The following is an 18792-nucleotide window of genomic DNA, read 5'->3' as shown; positions in this document are numbered from 1 at the left end:
TTAAATCTAAACCATTTCTTATTTCTCCGCTTTTCCTTCCGGAAGCTCAGAGAACGTCCCGACATAACGGATATCTTCCCCCGACTTGTCCTTCACGGCGCTGATATTTAACCATTGTAGATAAGTTTCGCCGTTTTTACGCTTGTTCCAGATTTCGCCCTGCCACATACCGGTTTCTTTGATGCTCTTCCACATCTGCGCATAGTAATCAGGGGATTGACGGTCTGCCCGCAGAATACTTGGCTTCTGCCCCACCGCCTCCTCTTCTTCAAACCCTGTCACCGAGGTGAACGCCGGGTTGACCGCCACAATGGTGCCTTTGGGATCCGTCACCAGAATGCCCTGTGCCGTATTATTGAATACTTCCGAGGACAAGCTCAGCTTGTCGGAATAGATCATCCAGAGCACGAGAATCAAGCTGGCTAAAGCTACCTGGGACAGTAGCATGAACCCGATGGAATACTGACCCGTTACCGAGTGGATATAGGACAACAACAGCGGCGGGAAAAACCCACCTAGTCCGCCCATCATCGAGACAATCCCGTTCACGATCCCGGCCTGCTTGTTGAAATACTGTGGAACCAGCTTGAAGATGACCCCATTCCCCGCCCCGGCAACCATCGCGATCACCAAACAGCCAACCGTGTACAACGTAAATGTCGGAGAAAAGGCCAGCACGATGGCCGCCAGCGTAAAGCCTGCAAATACGATGATCAATAACATCAAGGCATTAAACCGATCCGCCAACCAGCCACCGATCGGACGCATAAAGGTTGCAAGAGCAATAAATCCGGCCGTACGCATGCCCGCATCCACTTTGGTCAGTTCAAAATTCGTCACCAAAAAGTTCGGCAGATAAACGGTGAACGCCACAAACGACCCAAACGTGATAAAGTACAGCAGCGAGAACAACCAGAGCTTTTCATTCTTGTACACGCCCTTGATTTGTTCCATCATAGCGGTCTTCACCTTCGGCTCTTTACGGTCACCAAAGAAGAGATTCAACGCCGCAAAGACCAGCAGAAGGATCAAATACAGCTTGACGGTGGCCGACCAGCCGATTTGCGTTGCTATGACCGGGGCGGAGAACGAAGTGACCGCGGTCCCCAGGTTTCCGAGACCATACACGCCATTGACCAAACCGTGTCGCTCTTTCGGGTAATACTTTGGCAGTGAAGTAACGCCTACGGAGAACACAGCCCCGCCAATCCCGAGAAACAACCCGCCGATGATCAAATCAACGTACGTTTTGGCTTCACTAATGTAATACACGGGAAACAGCAGCAAGATGAAGCTGATCAAGAAGACGATCCGCGCCCCAAAGATGTTAGCATAATACCCTATCGGGATACGCAAAACAGAACCCAATACGACGGGAATTGCCGTAATGATCGCAACCTTGTCGGCGGGAACCTGGATATCGTCACCCATGAAAGAAAGGAGCGACGAAATGATCACCCATACCATAAAACCGACAATCAGATTTAACGTTTGCAGTGGCAATTGAACTTTTCTAATCAAATTAGATCACCTTTTTCAAATGACTTCGGAATGACCATCGATTTCCCCACCCGTATTTTAGCCGATTCCCTAATTGGGCCTGAATAGGGTTTTCCCCCATTTATTTCGGGAAACTCCCTACCGGTCCAATTTGGACACAAAAAAGCCCATAAGCACCGGTTGATGTTTATGGGCTGCTCATTGAATGGGAATCTATTCAACAATCAGGGTGTAAAGCTCCTTATTCAACTGCTCTCGTTCTGCCGGCTTCATGACCTGTCTGGTCATCGGGAACAACACCGTCTCTTCTTTGACGAAATGCACGGTCAAAATTTCAAATGCTTCCCCCGCGTCCCGAGACAGAGCCTTCATTTCCTCCAACGAAAACTCACCGTTAGCATAATGAAGGAAATGGCCGATATATGCGAAAATCTCCTCATGTTCCTGTTCGATCGAAACAATCGGACCTTGATCATATCCTATATGTTTCCCCAATCGCGGAAAAAAATAAGTCTCTTCTTTTTGAAAATGCTTGCGCAAAGGTGATTTGAATTCGCGGATCAATTCACACAAACGCGTGAACTGTAGTTTGGCCTGGTCCGAGGAATAGCGATCGTTCTGAAAATCCAGTACGATCGTATGCCATTCGTTCATTAAACTAGCCAAATACCGGTGTTCATTCTCTAAAATACGCATGGCGGGCAATTCGCTTTGCAGTGTTCTTTGTTCCATGTTACCAGCCTCCGTTAAAAATCCAGCAGCTTTTTCTTAATGGCATATTCCACCAGCTCGGGTCTTGATTTCAAATTTAGCTTTTCCATGATTTTGGCTTTATGGGCCTCAACGGTTTTCACGGAGATGTGCAGCATTTCGGCGATCTCCTTGTTTCCATACCCTTTGGCAACCAGGGGTAAGATCTCGATTTCACGGGTGGACAACAGTTGATACGGGTTACTCTCATCTGCCTGCTGATCGTGGTTTACAAATTCACGGACAAGGGAAGACGCGAGCTTCGGATGGATATAAACGCCACCTTGATGCACCATACGAATGGCCGAGACAAGCTGTTCGTCCGGGGAATTCTTCAGGACATATCCGCGTGCGCCTTTCTTAAGCACATGAAATAAATACTCCTCGTCATCGTGCATCGTCAAGATAATGATATGGGTCTCGGGAAAATCCTCGTGGATTTTGGCCGTTGCAATCAAGCCGCTTTCTCCCGGAGGCATGCTGAGATCCATCAGCAAAATGTCTGGGCGGTGTTTAGCCACCATTTTGTAGGCCTCAATCCCGTCGGCGGCCGTCGCCACCACTTCCATATCCTCTTGAAAATTGATGATCATCGTAAAACCGCTCCGGACGACAGCGTGATCATCCGCGATTACCACCTTCACAGAACCTTCCCCCTTGCCCTCGAAAGTTAACCCTACCTACTGGGCGCTATGGCCGCCTATAGAGAGAACGCTCCGAACGGAACTCGCAAATGGACCGTTGTGCCTTCCCCCCGTATAGAGGTAATGGAGATTTCGCCGCCAACGAGCTCGGCTCTCTCTTTCATCCCATAGATACCAAGTCCGGTTCCCTTTGGATCGTTCGTATTCACGTCGAATCCGTTCCCCTGATCGGAAACCATGAGCTCCAGCAAATGCGCCGAGGCAAACAGACGCACGTTAATCTCGTCAATATCGGCATATTTCAAGGCATTAAGTACCGATTCCTGGCATACCCGGTAAACGACCGTTTCCACTTCACTGTTAAATCGCTGACCGCCGAGCTCCGCAACAAATCGTACCAGCACGCCATAATTTTTCTCAATCCATTTAAAATGAGAACGGAAGGCCGCGTCTAGTCCGAGATCATCCAGCGAAGCCGGCCGAAGCTCCACCGATAGGTTGCGGATTTGCTCCAGCAACCGGGTGAGCGAGGCTTCGGTTTGCTGGATTTTTTGCAGAGCTTCTTCTTGTACGTTCAAATATTTGAGCACCCGCAGATCCACCAGCGAGCTAATCAACTCTTGCGCTACGCTGTCGTGCAGTTCGCGGGAAATCCGCTTACGTTCGTCTTCCTGGGCCTTAATGACGCTCTTCATCATCGTGTTCTGATTGAGCAACTGCTGCGTCATAAGTTGATTCGTCAAATCGCGCAAGGTAAGCACCCGGATGCCCGCCGCCGTATCTACGGTTTGAAAGCTGGCGGAGAACGGCACCACACCTTTGGTTTTCGTCTCCAAATAGAGCTGGAAGGAGCTGAAGTCCTTCTCCGTGTTGGACAGATAGCAATTTAAGCAAGACATCGGTTCTTCTTCACTGGTGTAGCCCCGGCAGGAGAAGCAAAACGAATTGCTGTCCGGTCCGGCTGGTTCCTCCAGCACTCGGCGATCCAGAAGACGTTCGGCCCGAGAATTCATCGCCATGACCCGATGTCCGGCATCAAAGAAAATAATAGCATCGGAGCTGTGTTCAAATTGTTTCTGAAGCAGCTCGATCGGTATATTCAAGGATGAAGGATTCATGGGTTCAGCTCCTTGATTTCAAAATCGCCAAACCTGCCTTGAAGCCATTCATACAACCGGCGTAACTCTTCGTGCGACATTCGATTCTCTTCCCGATAACCAGTTAAGAGCACACCCTCGACCCGATCCGTCAAATACAAGGGGATCGCCGCCAAGCTGGTTAACCGTTCCGAAATTAATATCGGATAATTGTACATCTCTTGGGGTTCGAGCCCGTCGGCGACATTTGCAACCAGCATGGGACTGCCGGTTTTGAATACGATGCCGGCAATCCCTTTACCCGACTGGAGAACGATGCGTTTATATCGATTGTTCAAGTTGCCCGAGGCATACTTCCAGGTAAGGACGAAATCGTTAACGGCCGACTCGGCAAACGCCAGTGACACGAAGTCATACCCCATCTGTTCTCTTAATTGATCGATAAGTACCTGGTAGCAACTGGAGGTTGGATTCATGTATTCGTCTCCCTAAACTTCAAAATCCTTAACGTCCCGCAGTATGCGAGCGATTCTTCCTATAAAGGATATAGCTTCTACGGGCATAATTCAAGGGCACGCTCCAGACATGGACGAGACGAGTAAACGGCCACAAGGCAAAGATCAGAAACCCCGCCAAAATGTGGATTTGAAACGAAATCGGCACCTCTGCCATATAAGAGGCCTCCGGCCGGAAGATAAGCAGGTTGCGGAACCAAATAGAGATCGTCTCCCGATAATCAAAATCCGGCTGCACATTATTCGTGACAAGCGTGGAGAACATCCCCATAAATACGATGAACAACAACAGTCCGTTCACGATCATATCCGAGGCAGAACTGAGGTGGCGTACGTTCTTTATGGTCAAACGGCGCATGGTCAGGATCAGCATCCCGGCAAACGTGATTACGCCGAACAGCCCTCCTCCATACATGGCGCCAAGGTGATACATATGCTCGTTGACGCCTAGAGCGGCCATCCACTCCTTAGGAATGCCTAATCCGGCGACATGTCCCATGATGACCGGAATGATCCCGATGTGAAACAACATACTGCCTACCATGAGTCGTTTCTTCTCCATAAATTCACTGGATTTCGCCGTCCAATTAAACTGGTCGTAACGGTAGCGGAATAGATGTCCTACCACGAACGTTGCCACGCATAAATACGGGAAGATGACCCATAGAAATTGCTCAAACAGACTCATGAACCTTCACCTCCTGTAACAAGCACAACTTAAACGTTTCCCGGAGGGCCTTGACGAGCTCATAATAAGGGTTTCCCTTTTGCTCCAGCGATTTCATCAACTGGTACGTGCCATCCTCCAGAATCGTTAACACCGTAAACATCCCTGTCTCGCTATGCGGATGTCCCAGCCAATTCGCTGCAGACAAGAATTCCAGCATCAGCGGCAGGAAATCCGGCAATTCCCGGTCGATCATTTCCATGCCGAACATTTCGTAAACCGCTTTAAGTGACGTAAGCAATTGACCGCGATCTTTGGAATCCTCGTATTTAAAAAAAGTCATATACAGCGTAGACGACTTTTCAAAATCAAACGTGTCCACGTAAAGCTCCTCGATCTCTTCCATGCTGAGCGCAAGCATCTGTTCCCGATATTTCGTTACCGGCTCCATCACCGTCGATGGCAGAACCTCCTCCCCGCTTTCGCGGATCGATGCGAACATCTCTTTATCAGGGTAGACGAGCTGCCCGGCAAAGAAGCCGAACAACTCGCGGTTTTCATCCAGTTTCTCCAGATCAATCACGCCAGATCCCCCCGTAGAAGTTTTGATCGTACAGATCCCGGCCACTTTTGCCGTGATTAGCCGGAATTGGAGTTGCTGGGCCGCATCCGTCGCAATCCATACCGAAACCTTCGGTGCCTTGGGCCCGGTACGGATCCATGTATCCTTCCTTATGCGAAGTTGGGATCACAAAGCGATCCTCGTATTTCGCAATGGCCAGCAAACGATACATTTCTTCGATCTGCTGAGCGTTCAGTCCGACGCGGGCCAAACGGCTTTCGTCGAACGGCTTTTTGGAGAATTGCGCACGTTGGTATTGGCGCATCATCGCCATCCGTTGCAGGGCAATTTTGACGGTGGAAGTATCCCCTGCGGTCAGGAGATTGGCCAGATATTGAACCGGCGTTCTCATTTCTTCAATCGCAGGGAAGATCAGGTCCGGATTTTGAATCGAATCCTTGCCTTCAAAATGGCTCATAATCGGGCTAAGCGGCGGTACATACCACACCATCGGCAGCGTGCGGTATTCCGGATGGAGCGGGAACGCCAGCTTATATTCGATCGCCAGCTTATAAACCGGCGAATTTTGGGCCGCTTCGATCCATTCCTCGGACAAGCCGTCTTTGCGGGCTTGCTCGATCACTTTCGGATCATGCGGATCGAGGAACAAGCCGAGCTGCGCTTCGTACAAATCCTTCTCGTCCGGCGTGGAAGCCGCCTCTTGCACCCGATCAGCGTCATACAACAATACGCCAAGGTAGCGAATGCGACCCGTACACGTCTCGGAGCACACCGTTGGAAGTCCCGCTTCAATTCTCGGGAAGCAGAACGTACATTTTTCCGCTTTATTCGTTTTCCAGTTGAAGTAGACCTTCTTGTAAGGGCAACCCGTCATACAGTAACGCCAGCCGCGGCAAGCTTCTTGGTCGACAAGGACAATCCCGTCCTCATCACGCTTGTAGATCGCGCCCGATGGGCAAGACGCCACGCAGCTTGGATTCAGGCAGTGCTCACACAATCGGGGCAAGTACATCATAAACGATTGCTCGAAGTTGAATTTAATTTCCTCTTCGATCTTCTCGATGTTCGGATCCTTAGGTCCGGTGATATGGCCGCCGGCTAGATCGTCTTCCCAGTTCGGCCCCCACTCCAGGTCCATCTTATCGCCGGTCACGGCGGATTTCGGCCGGGCGACGGGTTGGTGCTTCTTCTCTCCCGAATTCGTCAGCTTCTCGTAGTCATAAGTCCAAGGTTCGTAGTAATCTTTCATTTCCGGCATATCCGGGTTATAGAAAATTTTACCGAGGGCGATCTTCGACAGCTTGCTGCCGGATTTCAGCTCCAGCTTGCCGTTACGCATCGTCCAGCCGCCTTTGTAATGCTCTTGATCCTCCCACCGTTTCGGATAACCGATCCCCGGCTTCGTTTCGACATTGTTAAACCACATATATTCGGCGCCTTCCCGGTTCGTCCAAGTGCTCTTGCAGGTCACGCTGCAAGTGTGGCAGCCGATGCATTTGTCCAGGTTCAGCACCATGGCGATTTGCGCTTTAATCTTCAAGCCAGTCGACCTCCTTCAGTTTGCGCACGGCAACGTAGACATCACGCTGGTTGCCGATCGGTCCGTAGTAGTTGAAGCCGTAGCTGAGCTGGGCATAACCCCCGACGAGCTGCGTCGGCTTCAAGTGAATTCGCGTCGGAGCATTATGGCTGCCGCCTCGCTCTCCCGTGATTTCCGAACCCGGTACGTTGATGTGTTTATCTTGAGCGTGATACATAAACATCGTGCCCTTCGGCATCCGGTGGCTGACCACCGCTCTGGCCGTTACGACGCCGTTGCGGTTATAGACCTCCAGCCAATCGTTATCGTTAATCTGGTGCGCTTCCGCATCCTCGTTGCTGATCCACACGGTTGGACCGCCCCGGAACAAGGTCAACATGTGCAGATTATCCTGATACGTGCTGTGGATGTTCCATTTGCCGTGCGGCGTCAGGTAACGCAATACCAATGCATCTTTGCCACCCTCAACCTGCTTGTCTCGCGGACCAAACACCATCGGCGGCAACGTCGGCTTGTAGACCGGCAACGCCTCCCCGAACTGCAGGAAGATTTGGTGATCCAGATAAAAATGCTGGCGTCCGGTTAACGTCCGGAATGGCACTAACCGTTCGATATTAGTCGTAAACGGCGAATACCGGCGTCCTGATTTGTTCGAGCCGCTAAATACCGGCGTTGGAATGACCTCCCGCGGTTGAGCGGTGATATTCGCGAACGTGATCCGTTCGGCTGCGCGGTCGGCGGAAATATCCTTTAATTCTACGCCCGTATCCTGTTCCGCGGATTCCCAGGCGCGTTGAGATACCTTCCCGTTCGTAGCCGAAGACAAATGCAGTACTGCATTGGCCGCTTGTCTCGCCGTACGCAGCTTCGGTCGACCGTTTTTGATCGTATCATCGATATAAGAGCCGTTGATCTTCTTCAAATCCTCATACTCTTCCTTGACGGAGAACGAGACTCCATGTGCGCCAACTTTGCCGGTTTCCAGGTTCGGACCCAGCGTGATGTACTTGTCATAAATCTTCGTATAATCGCGCTCGACCACGGTAAAGCCAGGCATCGTTTTGCCGAGGATCGGCTGGATCTCCCCACGTTTCCAATCCTTCACTTCCCCATAAGGTTGGGCGATTTCAGCCATCGAATCATGTCCAAGCGGCGAAGAAACCAGGTCTTTGTATACGCCTGGCATATGCTCCTTGGCCATTTCGGACAAGACGCTGGCGAGCGTCCGGTAAATATCCCAGTCGGTGCGCGACTCCCAGAGCGGATCGATCGCCGGGTTAAACGGATGCACGAACGGGTGCATGTCGGTCGAGGAGAGATCCACCTTCTCATACCAGGTTGCCGCCGGGAGAACGATGTCGGCATACATCGGTGTCGCCGTCATCCGGAAGTCAAGCGCTACAAGCAGATCCAACTTGCCTTCCACCTCATCGCGCCAAACGATTTCTTCCGGCTTCTCCTCATCGTTCGGGTTGGATAACAATCCGTTATGCGTCCCAAGCAAATGCTTCATAAAGAACTCTTGACCTTTCGCAGAGCTGGAGATCAGGTTCGAGCGCCAAACGAACAGCGAACGCGGGAAGTTCTCCGGCGCATCCGGGTCCTCCACAGCGAACTTCGTTTCACCGGATACCACTTGCTCGTATGCGTGTTGGATGATCTCAGCGTTGTCCGTCTTGCCCTGAGCCGCCGCTTCTTCGGCGAAGGCCAAGCTGCTCTTGTTAAACTGCGGATACGAGGGCAACCAGCCCAGCCGAGCTGCCAACACATTGTAATCCGCCGGATGACGGTACGGGATATCACCGCCGGTTGGCGATTTCAACGATTCCGCGCTCATCTCCTCGTACTTCCATTGGTCGGTGGCAAAATAGAAGAACGAAGTCGCGTTTTGCAGCCGTGCCGGCGCTTGCCAGTCGCGAGCAAATGCGATCGTCGACCAGCCTTCAATCGGCCGGCATTTCTCCTGCCCTACATAGTGAGCCCAGCCGCCGCCGTTAACCCCCTGCGAAGCCGTCAGCATCACCAAGTTCAGAATCGAGCGGTAGATCGTATCGCTGTTGAACCAGTGGTTGATCCCGGCGCCCATAATGATCATTGAACGCCCGCCCGTGTCCAGTGCGTTCTGCGCAAACTCGCGAGCGATTTGTACCACGAGCGACGCTTTGACGCCAGTGATCCGCTCTTGCCAAGCAGGAGTGTAATGCGACTCTGCGTCATCATATCCTTTGGCTGTATGGGTACTGCCCGGACGGGTTACTCCGTATTGACTAAGCATCAAATCATGAACCGTTGCGGCCAGACGGGTTGATCCATCAGCCAGAGTAACTGTTTTGGCCGGAATCGACCGGGTAAACGTACCGTTGCCGTCAGCGTCAAAGTAAGGGAATACGATCTCTGTCCATTCTCCGCCGTGCGACTCGACCGACAAAGCCGGCTCAATCCGGCTTCCGTCTTCCTGGTCGAGGATCAGGTTCCACTTGACGTCCTTCTCCCAGCGTTGGCCCATCGTTCCGTTCGGTACGACCAGTTCTCCCGCCGCTTCGTCATAAATAACCGGCTTCCATTCGGCATGCTCCGATGCCTGCCCCAAATCGCTTGCCCGCAAGAACCGGCCGGCTTTGTAGCTGCCTTCGTGCGGATCCAGCAAAATCAAGAACGGCATGTCCGTGTATTGTTTGGCGTAGTTCAAGAACATCGGTTCTTGGCGCTGTACATAAAATTCGTCCAGGATGACATGCGTCATCGCTTGAGCCACCGCTGCGTCCGTTCCCGGATGCGGAGCCAGCCAATTGTCGGCAAATTTCACGTTCTCCGCATGGTCCGGCGCTACGGACACCACCTTCGTCCCTTTGTAGCGAACCTCGGTCATGAAATGAGCATCCGGCGTCCGTGTCAGCGGAACGTTGGAGCCCCACATGATCAGGTATCCGGCGTTGTACCAATCGGACGACTCCGGCACATCGGTTTGTTCGCCCCAAATTTGCGGCGAAGCCGGCGGCAGGTCGGCATACCAGTCGTAGAAGCTGAGCATCTCGCCGCCCAGCAAGGAGATGAACCGTGCGCCCGAAGCGTAACTGATCATCGACATGGCCGGAATCGGTGTAAACCCGGCAATCCGGTCTGGTCCATATTTCTTAATGGTGTAAAGTAACTGCGCCGAGATCAGTTGGGTGGCTTCTTCCCAGGTCACGCGCACATGGCCGCCTTTACCGCGCGCCTGTTTATAGGATTGGGAAGCTTCGGGATTCTCGACGATGCTGGCCCAGGCCTCCAGGGGGTTCCCGTGATGCCTGGTCATCGCCTCTCGCCATAGACGCAGAAGACGACCGCGCATATAAGGGTATTTCACGCGCAGCGGGCTGTATTCATACCACGAGAACGATGCCCCCCGCGGGCAGCCGCGTGGTTCGAACTCGGGCATGTCCGGTCCGCAGGACGGATAATCAATCTGCTGGTTCTCCCAGGTGATAATGCCGTTCTTCACAAATACTTTCCAACTGCAAGAACCGGTGCAGTTCACGCCATGCGTCGTCCGCACCACTTTATCGTGCGACCAGCGGCCGCGGTACATATTTTCCCATTCCCGGCTTTTCTCTTCGATTTTCGTCCAATTTCCTGAAATCGTCTCCGGTTTCTTAAAAAAGCTAAGTCCTGATCTTCGTTTCACGGAAGTGTTCACTCCTTCATCGCTCAAATGAATGCCTTTGACGGGGAATCAATGGTATTCGAGCTTCTGATTCCATTATGAAACTCTTCGCTCCCGCTTCCCATCAGGGAATTCCCTTAGCCTGCCGGAGAATGCCCTATAACGACAAAAAAACGCCGGATGGCGTTTTTGGGTTCAAATCGATCATTTATTGTCGTAAATCCCTGATATACCAGGCATCGCAGGCGAAATGCTCCGACCCCTCCAGCGGCGCTTTCAACGGCTGAAAGCCGTGTTTGAGGTAAAAGCGGTTCGCCGCCTGCATCGACTGCAGCGTTTCCAGATAACATCTCTCGTAGTGACGTTTCGCGAAATCCAAGCATGTCTCCAGAAGACGAGCCGCGATGCCTGTACCGCGGATATCGCCTCGCAGGTACATTTTTTGCAATTCGCACACCTCGGAGGAATCGGCAAACGGGGCAATTCCCGCCCCGCCAACGACCCGCCCGTCCTGCTCCACAACCCAGTAGGCTCTTCCCTCAACCTCATAATACCGCGACAGAGCACTAAGGCTGTCATCCTGCCAGGCTAAGCCTTCCCGGTTGCCGCCGAACTCGATCAGGCAATCGCGAATCACGGCTTCAATCGCAGCGTTATCATCCGCTTGCAAAGATCTAATCATCATCGGGTGTCCTTCCTTCCGTCACAGCAAATTCATCTCATGCAACCGGTCGAAAATCATGCGGCTAATCAGCGACGTACGCTCGCGTTCCGCGTAGCTGAGCCACGCCATTTCCTCGATCTCGGAAGCCGGCTGGAGTTCTCCCTCAGCCTCTGCATAATAACAGGTCATTCGAACAAGCACACCCTCCGGTTTGCCGTCGGCTTGGGCTTCGAACGTCGCAAAAAACGCAATCGTCTCCGGCTTGACGGCAACGGACAACTCTTCCTGAATTTCCCGCTGCAGCGTTTCACGGTCAGTCTCGCCGGGATCTCGCTTGCCGCCCGGAACATAAAACAGCTCCTTCCCCTTGGAGCGTACGTTTAACATCCGTCCCTCCCGTAAGGAGATCCAGGCGATTTTATCGATATTTTTCCCGTCCATACCTAACGCCTCCCCTCTCTTTATCCCTCATTCAAAGCTTCGCTATTTCGAACGGGACTGTTCTCGCTCTCGCGGCCCCCTCCTAATTTAAACACGAAGATTCCGCCGACAATAATCAGCACGCCGATCAGTTGATGAAGCGTAAACGGCATCTTTTGCAAACCTAGCCAGCCTAGAGAATCAAATAACAAAGCGAATCCCAGCTCCGAAGTCATCACAATGGCTACAGCGTAGGTTGGTCCTAGAATTTTCACCCCTTGTACCATGCTGGTGACGACGCCAACGCCAATCAAGCCGCTGAACCAAAACCAGGTTTGCATGCCGGGTAACGACGTAAACATTCCCTTGCCTTCGACAATCAAGCCGATCCCAAAGGAAGCCGCGAACCCCAAACCTAGCACCAGGGTCGTCGTCGTCCAATTACCCGTCTGTTCATTGACTTTGGTATTAAACACGTTTTGCATCCCAACCAGTGCGCCTGCGGTTAACGCAAACAATATTCCCAACAGCACCTAGATTGCCCCCTATTCGTAAATATTCCGGCTGACCAGATTACGAAGGCCTTCTCGGTCCGTCACCGTAATCCCCTGCCGGCTTCGCTCAATCAAGCCTAGCTCCGCAAATTTCTGGAGCACCCGGTTTAAATGCCGATAGCTGGTGCCAATCAAGTTGGCCGCATCGGCCAGATCGGACGTCCCAAGCTTCCCCAGGAACAGAGCATCCGCTTCGTCATAAGAAACAGACAAGAGATAGCTCGCCAGGCGAATCTCAACCGGATACAGCAAATTAAAGCTCATCGAACTGGATTTCATATAGAATTTCTTCGTGATGATATCCAGCAAAAAATGCAGCAGCGGCGAATGATCCGCACTGTATTTATGCAACCAGCGATATTCCACCCCGATCATATGGACCGGGGACACCGCTTCAACCGTATTAATGATGTCTCCATTCCGGATGAATTCGACATCCCCTACGACTTCTAGCGGATTTTTGAAGGAGATGACCAATGTGCGGCCTTCCGGAGACGTATTAAAAATTTTGATTTTCCCTCGGACCAGTACGTACAACGAATGTGAGGGTTCCCCCTGCGTGCAGATCAGTTCACTTTGATCATATCCATAAAGCGTCAAGTAAGGCAGCAGCGCTTCGGGAAACACACTACGGAGTTTGTACATGTCCATATAATCGGCCAATAAAGCCGGATCCGCAATTTCTTTCATGACCGTTCTCTCCCCGAGGCCCGAATCTACTAAAACTTAAGAATGACGACGCCTGCAATCATCATGCCGATACCAATAAATTGCGGCAGACGCATTTTTTGCTTTGGCACGCCAAACCATCCCATGCTATCGATGAAGAAGGTCATGCACAGCTGAGCGATCAATACCGCGGAAATGGTCAAGGTCACCCCAACTTGCTGAATCGCCGTAACGTTAGTAAAAATAATGATCGCCGCCAAGGCACCGCCGCTGACATACAGCGGACGAACTCGCCGCAAATCTGTAAACCCTCCATCGCGGACGAACAGCCAAATCAGCAGCGCCGCCACAAAGCCGGTAAACTGGGTCAGCGCCGCCGCCGGCCAAGTGCCGATGTCCGCACTGATTCGGGTATTGGCCACCCCCTGTAGGGTGATGAACGCCCCGGCCAAAAACGCAAATAACAATCCCCTCATTCTCTCTCTCCTCTTAATGGATCTTCCGATCCTTTATGTCAATACCTTATTAAAGGATATCTTCTGCCGTTTGAAAAGGACATATGTCCTGAAAGATGAAAAAGCGGTTAAAATAGAAATAAATCGACGGAATCACATATGGAGGACACGGCATGCCATGGACATTCAACACCTTAACAGAATGGGATGAGGTTTGGTGGGACAAGCTTAGACCGATTTATCGAGAGGCATTTCCGCACGGGGCCAAGCCGGAGAAAGTGCTGCGGAGCATGCTGGATCGGGGGATCGCGAGCTTGCATGCGGGACTTCAAGAAGGCGAAGCGGTTGCGATGGCTGTCACCGGCTTCTGCGGCGGGAAAGGCCGCAAACGCATGATCCTTGATTACATGGCGGTCCGTCAAGATCAAAGGGGGCAAGGACTCGGTCGCCTCTTTTTCTCACAGATCCGCGACTATGCAGAGCGGGAACACCAAGCCGAGGCCATCGTGATCGAGACCGAAGCGGAGGACACGGAGATGAACCGGGAGCGACTGCGATTTTGGATTCGTTGCGGATTTATCGCCACATCCTATGTCCATCAATATATCTGGGTTCCCGAACCTTACCGGGCTTTATATCTCCCTTTAAGTGACCATTTCACTTTGAGAGACGACGGTAAATCGCTCTTTCGGGATATCACTTCATTTCATCATCAATCGTTTCGTGGACAATAGATTCTCTTAAAGGGCCTATTGTCCCTAATGTCCTTTTTGCTTGCTTGCGTAAATTTTCGTAAGCAATGCCTCAAGCTGATGTTTCTCCGCTTCGCTTAACTCAGCCGTCAACCGACGGTTAAAATCCGCCAAGATTTGCCGAAGCGTGGGCTCGAAATCCCGGCCCTTTTCCGTAGGATATAACAGGATCGACCTGCGATCATGCTCGTCTACCCGGCGTTCAATGAACCCGGCCTCCTCCAATTGCTTGACGCAGCGGGTCGTGGTCGCCTTGTCAAATTTCATCTGACTCGTTAGTTGGTCTTGGTTTAAACCGGGAGTCGTTAATATGGCCAACAAGTAGCTGTGATTCCCACCGCCGCCGATTTCGTACGGCTTCAATAACGTGGCCAGCTCTTTTTGATTGATCCGCTGAAGATACGCGATCAATTTGCCAACGGAAGGGTTGTTCATTCCCCTGCACCTCTTTGCGATGATCTGGTTTACGCAAATTTTACCCGATATCAGTTGCGCTCGCAACTAAATTGGAGTAAACTGATGATGCTCAAATTAGTTGCGGTCGCAACAAAGTGATTCGGATCTAGATAAAGTGAGGTGTAGTGCCATGTCTTCCAAGAGTTCTGACCTTCGGATGACTTCATATCAGGAAGACCCGGACATCCAGCGGAAACGTTGGCTGATCCTGATCGTGCTGAATTTATTTACCTTTATGTCGACTCTCGACGGCAGTATCGTTAACATTGCCTTGCCCGTGATCTCCAAGGAGATGAAGCTGAGCGTGGCCCAGGCGGAATGGGTCGTTACGGCGTATTTAATGATGATTTGCGCTGCCATTCTCTTCTTTGGGAAGCTGGGAGATATCGTTGGGAAAATCAAGGTGTTCAAATGGGGAATGGTGATCTTTACCGTAGGTTCACTGCTATGCGGCTTTAGCTTCAGCTTGCCGCTTCTCGTCGGATCACGTCTTCTGCAGGCGCTTGGAGCATCGATGACGATGGCCAACAGCCAAGGGATTGTGACCGATATCTTCCCGGCCAATGAGCGGGGGAAAGCGCTTGGGCTTATCGGCACCTTCGTCTCCCTTGGCAGTATCGCCGGTCCGAGCCTGGGAGGCGTCATTGTATCGAGTTTAGGCTGGGAATATATCTTTTGGGTGAACCTTCCTGTCGGTCTCATTGCTATTGGCATCGGCTGGAGAATGCTCCCTGCGGATCGTACCAAATTGAAGGTGAATATCGATAAAGCCGGCAGCCTGCTGTTTCCGGTCTTTATCCTCGCTCTGTTCTCCGGACTGCTGCTGGGTCAGCAGATCGGATACCAGGATATTCGGATCATCGGCGCGCTCGCTCTGGCCGCCATCGTGTTCATCGTGTTTCTCTGGGTCGAGAAACGCAGTGAAGCCCCGATGCTCCAGCTTACCTTATTCCGCAATCCGTTGTTCAGCTTAAGTATCCTGACCGGATTCTTAGTATTTGTAGCCAATTTCTGCTTTAACATCATTGCGCCGTTTTATACGCAAAGCATTTTAAACCTCTCGCCTTCCCATGCCGGATTCTTGATGATGTTATTCCCGATCGTTATGGTCATCGTGGCACCGCTCAGCGGCGCGTTATCCGACAAGATCGGCTCCGAGTTGCTGACGTTCGCTGGGCTGATCGTGATGGTCATCGCGCAGATCGGGTTAGCCCGGCTCCATGACAGCAGTCCCATCGCGCTAGTCGGCGTATGGATCGCCATGCTGGGTCTCGGCAGTGGCTTGTTTCAATCGCCGAACAACTCGCTCGTGATGTCGAAGATTCCGAAAACCCAGCTGGGCATCGCCGGCAGCATCAACTCGCTCGTCCGCAACATCGGGATGGTCGTTGGCATTACGGTCGCAACCACTACGCTGTTCAGCGTCATGAGCAGCCGGGCAGGCCGCCGGGTGACCGGATTGGTGCCGGATCGCCCCGATTTATTTCTAACCGGAATGCATGTCGTATTTATGACTTCCGCTTCCATCTGTCTTGTAGCCGCGCTCCTGACGGGCTGGCGGTTTTGGTCCGCACGACGGGCGGTGCGACGCGAGCAGGTCCGATCCACGTAATCCATAAAAAATCCGTACAGGTGTAAGATGACACCCGTACGGATTATTTTTTATTCCGTCCACTCAAGCCCTTCCAGGATTCGATATTTCAATAACGCAAGCAGGAAATCCTCGTAATAATCTTTGCGTACGATGATCTTATATTGACGCTCCTGATCCTGGTTCAAGTATAACAAGACATCGGTATAGACATCGTTATCTTCGAACCTTTTCTGCACTTCCCGCATGTTAGATAATAGCGGTTCCTCTTGAAGAAATGTCAATTCGAACTCCACGTCCACATCGTTTGCCGTCTCACGGATCTGGACTCGTTCCGAATCGATACGGTATTTTAGCGGCATGTCCCGTCCCCCTCACGCTTGGATGGCCTAAGGATACCGTGTCTCTTCCTCAAAGTCAACTTTGGAAAATACGGTTAACCGGTACCGCTCGTACTCTTCGGGGGTATCGATATCGCGAGGCGCTTTACCTGGAATTCTCACACTGTAAAGGTGATCTTGATATAGGTGCAGCAGCTCCTTGGCACCGGCGTCACCGTCCAAAGCCATCAATTTGGGGAACAACTGGGCGGCAAACAATACGGGATGGGCCGGACGATCGTCATAACGCGATTGAACGATCCCGGCGCCGGTATGGATGAACGCTTCAGCCACCTGTCGTATGGCCTCCGGCGAAATTTCCGGCTGATCTCCCAGCAGGATCAAGACTGCCGACGGCGAATGGCACTCTTCCAGCTGCCGGATTCCCGCCGCTAGTGAGGCACCTAGCCCCCGGTCGGCACGCGTCGTTGTCAACCATTCAACGGGCAAACCATCGACGTGCTCGCGTCGAAGCGGTCCGTCCTTGGGGGCTATGACGGCCACCCGAACATTCGCGGCCGCCAGCGCCTGATGCACCGTTTGCTTAAGCAGATTTCCGTGCGGTGCTGGCAGCAACAGCTTAGGTTGTCCCATCCGCCAAGAAGCGCCGCCGGCCAGAATCAGCGCCCAAATGTCCCTTTTATCTGCTGCGCGTTCACACACGACAAGACTCCGGGAAGATCGGCTCGTCAAGGAACGAAGACTGTGAAGGGGTGGCGGTTGGGGTGCGAGCTCCGCTTCCTGCTGCTTTACGATCGCGTAGAAATCCCCCGCTGCGGCCGTTTTTGACGGCGGTCATTTCCGCCAGGATGCTCATCGCGATCTCCTCGGGCGTTTCCGCGCCGATGTCCAGGCCCACTGGGGAATACAACTTCGCCAGCAACTGGGGGTCTATGCTGCCGTCCGACCCGCCTCCGTTCGAATTCGGCTCCAGGATCTTCTCCAACCGGTAACGAGAACCGACTAGTCCGAGATAGGCGACCTCCGGCGTTAACATCCGGTGGACCGCCTCCCGGTCCAGATCAAGATTATGGGACATGACGACGACGTATTTCCCTTTCACGTCGACTTGTTCGAACGCATAACGTGGGATCACCCGCAGATCGTCCGCTGCGGGGAACCGCTCCCGCGTCGCCTTGTCCGTCGCATGATACGCGACGGTCACGCGCCACTGCAGCCGGCGAGCCAGGCTGCAGAGCAAGCGCGCATCGTCGCCGACGCCGACGATGACCAGCTCCGGGCGCGGTGCGACCCGCTCCAGCAGCAGCTCCAGCTGCGTGCTGCCCTCGGGGAGTCGCACCAGCCCGGCCCGCCGGCCCGCGCCCAGCAGGCCGGCTTCCTCCGCCGCGGCGACGAGCGTGCGGCGCGCGCCCGGCGGCACGGCGGCGGGATCGGAGGAACCGATCACCGTCGCCGCCACGTACGGCTCGCGCGTCTCTACGCGCCGCCGCAAATCGCCGAGGATCCGGTCCGCCGCGTCCGGCGAACGGACCGGATCAAACGGCTCGAGCCACACCGTGATCGCCCCGTTGCACCCGAGGCCGATTCCCCATACCTCGTCTTCCCCGATGCGGAAGTCGTAGAACAGCTTGCGCGGCTCGAGCGTCCGAAGTACCTCTTGCGCATGCTCGCGCAGGTCTTCTTCGATGCACCCGCCGCTTAAGATGCCCGTTACCTCACCATCGACATGGATGAGGCAGCGCGCTCCTTCTCGGCGATAAGCCGAACCGTCCACATCGACGATAGTGGCGACGACGCAAGCCCGGCTCTCCGATAGGCACGCTTCCAGCTCACGGCTTAGCTCCTCCATGTTCTCGTCATCTCCTGTCTTCGTTCTTGTCCGTTGTTCCCCTTCAGAACCGGCCTTCTTCATAGAGGCTATAAAGTTGCATAAAGGTCAACATTTTCG

20 protein-coding genes are annotated in these 18792 nt (G+C 52.9%); 2 read left to right on the top strand and 18 right to left on the bottom strand.

Annotation, left to right across the window (positions count from 1 at the left end; genetic code table 11):
* Window positions 1-18: 18 nt before the first annotated feature.
* The 14 genes from MKZ15_RS11505 to MKZ15_RS11440 all read right to left on the bottom strand — a co-directional run bounded on the left by MKZ15_RS11505 (window position 19) and on the right by MKZ15_RS11440 (window position 13725).
* Entirely contained in the window at window positions 19-1521 is a 1503-nt protein-coding gene (locus MKZ15_RS11505) for an MFS transporter (RefSeq protein ID WP_155606035.1), read from the bottom strand.
* Between the two features lie 192 nt (window positions 1522-1713).
* On the bottom strand, window positions 1714-2232 hold the full coding sequence (locus MKZ15_RS11500; RefSeq protein ID WP_339822153.1) for a hemerythrin domain-containing protein: 519 nt from the start codon (window positions 2230-2232) through the stop codon (window positions 1714-1716).
* 14 nt (window positions 2233-2246) lie between these two features.
* Window positions 2247-2894: a response regulator transcription factor gene (locus MKZ15_RS11495; protein ID WP_193418527.1), complete on the bottom strand. Its 648-nt coding sequence runs from the start codon at window positions 2892-2894 to the stop codon at window positions 2247-2249.
* A 56-nt stretch (window positions 2895-2950) separates the two neighbouring features.
* Window positions 2951-4012, bottom strand: a complete 1062-nt coding sequence (locus MKZ15_RS11490) for an ATP-binding protein (RefSeq protein ID WP_339822149.1) — start codon at window positions 4010-4012, stop codon at window positions 2951-2953.
* Entirely contained in the window at window positions 4009-4467 is a 459-nt protein-coding gene (locus MKZ15_RS11485; protein ID WP_339822146.1) for a GAF domain-containing protein, read from the bottom strand. Before MKZ15_RS11485 ends, MKZ15_RS11490 begins: the two co-directional genes overlap by 4 nt.
* 28 nt (window positions 4468-4495) lie before the next feature.
* Window positions 4496-5194 carry a respiratory nitrate reductase subunit gamma gene (gene narI, locus MKZ15_RS11480; protein WP_339822144.1) on the bottom strand — a complete coding sequence of 233 codons (699 nt, stop codon included), beginning with the start codon at window positions 5192-5194 and terminating at the stop codon, window positions 4496-4498.
* Window positions 5181-5756 (bottom strand): nitrate reductase molybdenum cofactor assembly chaperone, encoded by a 576-nt coding sequence (gene narJ, locus MKZ15_RS11475; RefSeq protein ID WP_339822142.1) that lies wholly within the window; start codon window positions 5754-5756, stop codon window positions 5181-5183. The genes narI and narJ overlap by 14 nt, the downstream gene beginning before the upstream one ends.
* Window positions 5749-7296 carry a nitrate reductase subunit beta gene (gene narH / locus MKZ15_RS11470; protein ID WP_339822138.1) on the bottom strand — a complete coding sequence of 516 codons (1548 nt, stop codon included), beginning with the start codon at window positions 7294-7296 and terminating at the stop codon, window positions 5749-5751. The genes narJ and narH overlap by 8 nt, the downstream gene beginning before the upstream one ends.
* Entirely contained in the window at window positions 7286-10963 is a 3678-nt protein-coding gene (locus tag MKZ15_RS11465; protein ID WP_339822136.1) for a nitrate reductase subunit alpha, read from the bottom strand. Before MKZ15_RS11465 ends, narH begins: the two co-directional genes overlap by 11 nt.
* A gap of 187 nt (window positions 10964-11150) precedes the next feature.
* On the bottom strand, window positions 11151-11627 hold the full coding sequence (locus MKZ15_RS11460; protein WP_193418537.1) for a GNAT family N-acetyltransferase: 477 nt from the start codon (window positions 11625-11627) through the stop codon (window positions 11151-11153).
* Window positions 11628-11645: 18 nt separating this feature from the next.
* A complete protein-coding gene (locus tag MKZ15_RS11455) occupies window positions 11646-12047 on the bottom strand; it encodes an NUDIX domain-containing protein (RefSeq protein WP_155606043.1) in 402 nt (133 codons plus the stop codon).
* A 20-nt stretch (window positions 12048-12067) separates the two neighbouring features.
* Window positions 12068-12559, bottom strand: a complete 492-nt coding sequence (locus MKZ15_RS11450) for a DMT family transporter (protein ID WP_339822133.1) — start codon at window positions 12557-12559, stop codon at window positions 12068-12070.
* 12 nt (window positions 12560-12571) lie between these two features.
* On the bottom strand, window positions 12572-13270 hold the full coding sequence (locus MKZ15_RS11445) for a Crp/Fnr family transcriptional regulator (protein WP_213623992.1): 699 nt from the start codon (window positions 13268-13270) through the stop codon (window positions 12572-12574).
* Window positions 13271-13299: 29 nt separating this feature from the next.
* Window positions 13300-13725 carry a DMT family transporter gene (locus tag MKZ15_RS11440; RefSeq protein WP_155606045.1) on the bottom strand — a complete coding sequence of 142 codons (426 nt, stop codon included), beginning with the start codon at window positions 13723-13725 and terminating at the stop codon, window positions 13300-13302.
* A gap of 152 nt (window positions 13726-13877) precedes the next feature.
* Here MKZ15_RS11440 and MKZ15_RS11435 point away from each other — a divergent pair, with 152 nt between their 5' ends.
* Complete coding sequence (locus tag MKZ15_RS11435; protein ID WP_339822129.1) at window positions 13878-14438, top strand: GNAT family N-acetyltransferase; 561 nt, start codon at window positions 13878-13880, stop codon at window positions 14436-14438.
* 24 nt (window positions 14439-14462) lie between these two features.
* On the opposite strand, the gene MKZ15_RS11430 is transcribed toward MKZ15_RS11435, so the two are convergent.
* The gene (locus MKZ15_RS11430) at window positions 14463-14891 is read right to left on the bottom strand and encodes a MarR family transcriptional regulator (protein WP_155606047.1); all 429 of its coding nucleotides are present in this window, start codon (window positions 14889-14891) and stop codon (window positions 14463-14465) included.
* A 151-nt stretch (window positions 14892-15042) separates the two neighbouring features.
* Here MKZ15_RS11430 and MKZ15_RS11425 point away from each other — a divergent pair, with 151 nt between their 5' ends.
* Window positions 15043-16524, top strand: a complete 1482-nt coding sequence (locus tag MKZ15_RS11425) for an MFS transporter (protein WP_193418545.1) — start codon at window positions 15043-15045, stop codon at window positions 16522-16524.
* A 50-nt stretch (window positions 16525-16574) separates the two neighbouring features.
* On the opposite strand, the gene MKZ15_RS11420 is transcribed toward MKZ15_RS11425, so the two are convergent.
* From MKZ15_RS11420 to MKZ15_RS11410, 3 genes are read right to left on the bottom strand one after another with little or no spacing between them, the layout of a single operon-like run.
* Window positions 16575-16865, bottom strand: coding sequence for a hypothetical protein (locus MKZ15_RS11420; RefSeq protein ID WP_339822126.1), 291 nt, complete (start codon window positions 16863-16865; stop codon window positions 16575-16577).
* A gap of 27 nt (window positions 16866-16892) precedes the next feature.
* The gene (locus tag MKZ15_RS11415) at window positions 16893-17546 is read right to left on the bottom strand and encodes a nucleotidyltransferase family protein (RefSeq protein ID WP_339822123.1); all 654 of its coding nucleotides are present in this window, start codon (window positions 17544-17546) and stop codon (window positions 16893-16895) included.
* Window positions 17539-18756 carry an XdhC family protein gene (locus tag MKZ15_RS11410; RefSeq protein ID WP_339822121.1) on the bottom strand — a complete coding sequence of 406 codons (1218 nt, stop codon included), beginning with the start codon at window positions 18754-18756 and terminating at the stop codon, window positions 17539-17541. The genes MKZ15_RS11415 and MKZ15_RS11410 overlap by 8 nt, the downstream gene beginning before the upstream one ends.
* Between the last annotated feature and the right edge of the window lie 36 nt (window positions 18757-18792).

Source organism: Paenibacillus sp. FSL R7-0216 (assembly GCF_037969915.1).
Lineage (GTDB): Bacteria > Bacillota > Bacilli > Paenibacillales > Paenibacillaceae > Fontibacillus > Fontibacillus rhizolycopersici.
This window is presented reverse-complemented; position numbering and strand designations above follow the sequence as displayed.

Excerpts from the sequence above, each read along its gene's own strand:
- MKZ15_RS11490 (WP_339822149.1), bottom strand. The coding sequence starts at position 4,012 with ATGAATCCTTCATCCTTGAATATACCGATCGAGCTGCTTCAGAAACAA.
- MKZ15_RS11500 (WP_339822153.1), bottom strand. The coding sequence starts at position 2,232 with ATGGAACAAAGAACACTGCAAAGCGAATTGCCCGCCATGCGTATTTTA.
- MKZ15_RS11485 (WP_339822146.1), bottom strand. The coding sequence starts at position 4,467 with ATGAATCCAACCTCCAGTTGCTACCAGGTACTTATCGATCAATTAAGA.
- MKZ15_RS11420 (WP_339822126.1), bottom strand. The coding sequence starts at position 16,865 with ATGCCGCTAAAATACCGTATCGATTCGGAACGAGTCCAGATCCGTGAG.
- narI (WP_339822144.1), bottom strand. The coding sequence starts at position 5,194 with ATGAGTCTGTTTGAGCAATTTCTATGGGTCATCTTCCCGTATTTATGC.
- MKZ15_RS11460 (WP_193418537.1), bottom strand. The coding sequence starts at position 11,627 with ATGATGATTAGATCTTTGCAAGCGGATGATAACGCTGCGATTGAAGCC.
- MKZ15_RS11425 (WP_193418545.1), top strand. The coding sequence starts at position 15,043 with ATGTCTTCCAAGAGTTCTGACCTTCGGATGACTTCATATCAGGAAGAC.
- MKZ15_RS11410 (WP_339822121.1), bottom strand. The coding sequence starts at position 18,756 with ATGAAGAAGGCCGGTTCTGAAGGGGAACAACGGACAAGAACGAAGACA.
- MKZ15_RS11430 (WP_155606047.1), bottom strand. The coding sequence starts at position 14,891 with ATGAACAACCCTTCCGTTGGCAAATTGATCGCGTATCTTCAGCGGATC.
- MKZ15_RS11445 (WP_213623992.1), bottom strand. The coding sequence starts at position 13,270 with ATGAAAGAAATTGCGGATCCGGCTTTATTGGCCGATTATATGGACATG.
- MKZ15_RS11455 (WP_155606043.1), bottom strand. The coding sequence starts at position 12,047 with ATGGACGGGAAAAATATCGATAAAATCGCCTGGATCTCCTTACGGGAG.
- MKZ15_RS11440 (WP_155606045.1), bottom strand. The coding sequence starts at position 13,725 with ATGAGGGGATTGTTATTTGCGTTTTTGGCCGGGGCGTTCATCACCCTA.
- MKZ15_RS11435 (WP_339822129.1), top strand. The coding sequence starts at position 13,878 with ATGCCATGGACATTCAACACCTTAACAGAATGGGATGAGGTTTGGTGG.